Origin of the sequence: Oscillochloris sp. ZM17-4 (assembly GCF_019599295.1) — a bacterium.
In the GTDB taxonomy this organism is placed as follows: Bacteria; Chloroflexota; Chloroflexia; order Chloroflexales; family Chloroflexaceae; genus Oscillochloris.
In genome coordinates, this window is the sequence record NZ_JAIEWN010000133.1 from 1 (window position 1) to 2,595 (window position 2,595).

2 protein-coding genes are annotated in these 2,595 nt (G+C 64.1%); both read right to left on the minus strand.

What is annotated here, in order from left to right; genetic code table 11:
• Nucleotides 1–235: 235 nt before the first annotated feature.
• Nucleotides 236–1,333 (minus strand): sugar ABC transporter permease, encoded by a 1,098-nt coding sequence (locus K2Z83_RS28130; RefSeq protein WP_220598487.1) that lies wholly within the window; start codon nucleotides 1,331–1,333, stop codon nucleotides 236–238.
• On the minus strand, nucleotides 1,326–2,408 hold the full coding sequence (locus K2Z83_RS28135) for a carbohydrate ABC transporter permease (RefSeq protein WP_220598488.1): 1,083 nt from the start codon (nucleotides 2,406–2,408) through the stop codon (nucleotides 1,326–1,328). Before K2Z83_RS28135 ends, K2Z83_RS28130 begins: the two co-directional genes overlap by 8 nt.
• Nucleotides 2,409–2,595: the final 187 nt, after the last annotated feature.

The window sequence follows — 2,595 nt, forward strand, 5'->3', positions numbered from 1 at the left end:
GCGCAGGCGCACCGGCTCGCCGGGGATCGGGTCGGCCGGCTCGATGCGGTGGCGGTGCGAGATCCCGGCCGTCTCAGCCTTCAGGTAGCCCAGGCGGCGCTCGTCGGTGGCCAGCGTGCCGAAGATAAAGTCGGAGGAGACGTTGTCCATCACATAACCCAGTACGGGCGCAGCAACGCTGCGGGTGAGCGCGCATAGCGCGCTCACCCGCAGCGCTGCTGCGCCCCAACAATAATTACCCCTTCACCCCGCCGAGGGTCAGGCCGCCGACGATATAGCGCTGGAGGGCCAGGTAAACGATCGCCACCGGCAGCGAGACCATGATCGACATCGCGGCGAACTTCGACCAGGGCACCGACCCGGCGTACTGCCCGGTCATATTCCAGAGCGCCATAGCCAGCGTGAAGTCCTGGGGCTTGGTGAGGAACTGCCAGCTCAGGAAGAACTCCGTCCAGCCGCCCATGAAGCCGAGGAAGCCGGTGACGGCGATCGCCGGCACGGCCAGGGGCAGCACGATCTGGAAGAATATCTGGTTGGGGGTGGCCCCGTCGATGATCGCGGCCTCCTCCAGCTCCTTGGGGATGGTGTCGAGGTAGCCCTTCAGGTTCCAGATCGCGAAGGGCAGCGCGCCAGAGATCATCGCGATGCCCACGCCGAGCAGCGAGTCGCGCAGCACGAAGGGCTTGCCGGTGTCGGGGGTGAATCCCTGCGAGATCACATAGCCGCCGAAGAGCGCGCCGGCCAGGCCGACCCCGATCATGGGCAGGCCGAGCGTGCCGTCGCGCAGGTTCGGCCAGACGATCAGCCCCGTGAAGAGCAGCACGACCGCCCCGAAGGCGATGAATACAACATTGATCAGGCTGGTGCTGACCCGGATGCCATTGAGCATGGCGAAGAGCGGGGCGATCGTCGCCACCGCCGGGATAACCGTGATCGCCAGCACGCCGATCATCAGGGTCTGCCGGCCGGCGAACTTAAAGCGCGAGAAGGCGTAGGCCGCGCTCACGCCGACCAGCACGGCGACGAGCGAGACGCCGGCGGCCAGCTTGAAGCTGTTCAGGGCCAGCGCGGCGAAGGTGATCGGGTTCGAGGTGGGCTTGTCGAGCACCGCGAGGTAGGCGTCGAGCGAGGCCCCAGGCGGGATCAGCCGCAGCTCGGTGGGCCGCGCGATGTTGCGCGGGTCGAACGACATGCTCACGATCCACATGATCGGGAAGAGCACCGTGAAGGCGATCAGCAGGCAGAAGAACTGCAGGCCGAGGTGCTGGAGGAGCGGCAGCTTGCGGCCGGCCGAGTCGTTCCCCTTGCGCCCAGGAAGGCTGAAGCTAGACATCGTAGCTCTCCGTTGCGCGCGAGATCCGGTTGGTGATCAGGAAGATCGGGGCCAGGATCAGGGCGATCATCACGCTAAACGAGGCCGCCATGCCGTAGAGCTGGAAGGAGTTGATCAGCTTGTAGGCCTGCGTCACCAGGATCTCGGTCTGGCCCAGCGGGCCGCCGCCGCTCATGAAGAAGACGACGTGGAAGAGGTTGAAGGTGGTGACCATGCCGACCATCGCGGCGGGGATCATGGCCGGGCGCAGCAGGGGCAGGGTGATCTTCCAGAAGGACTGGAGGCCGGTGGCCCCATCGATCGATGCCGCCTCATACATATCCTTAGGGATCGACTGGAGCGCCCCGGTGGCGATGATCGTCATAAACGGCCAGCCCAGCCAGATGTTGGCGATCAGCATGGCGTAGTAGGCCAGCGGCAGCGGGATGCCCGGGATGGGCGGCTCGATCTGGTTGAACCAGCGGATCTGGAAGGACTCGGGGGAGAAGCCGAAGGGGGTGAAGGCGAGGCTCAGCAGCTGGTTGATCGCGCCGTACTTGTCGTCAAACATATTTCGCCAGACGGTGGCGATCACGATGTTCGGCAGCACCATCGGCAGAATATAGATCGCCCGGTAGATGCGCCGGCCAAACAGGCCCTCGACATTGAGCAGCACCGCGATAATAATCCCCAGGCCAACGTGAAAGATCACATTTGAGAAGGTCCACCACAGATTAAAGATGACCTGGCGCGTAAAATTAAAGGTGCTGCCAATCTGGGCCACAAACTGCGGGTCGCCGGTGATGATCTTTGCGTAGTTGCTGAACCCGATATACTGCGGCGGGCGATAGTTCGCCGGGGGCTGGCCGTTCGGCCCGATCGCGTTGAGGGTCTGCTTGCCCTCGGCCTTGATCACGCCATAGTCGGTGAACGACATCCAGACCTGGAACACCATGGGGTAGAAGGTCATCACCAGCATCACCAGCAGGGCCGGCGTCAGATACACGAAGGGTATCCAGTCGCGGGTGGTGCGCTTGCGCTTGGGTCGGGCGACGCCGGGGCCAACGCCGGCCATGCCCTGGTCTGTCGTAGCCATAGAGCCTCCTCCGTTGGTAGGCGTTGGGGCCTACGGCCCCCAGAAGTTCTTGTTCTGTTGGCTCAGCGTGGCCAGCGAAGCTGGCCACGCTGAGCCAACAGAACGTGGTATTTTAGGGCGGTGCCCTAAAGCCTACTTGCCGTTAGCGGTGTTCATCTTGGCGCAGGCGTCGGTGACGGAGGCGACG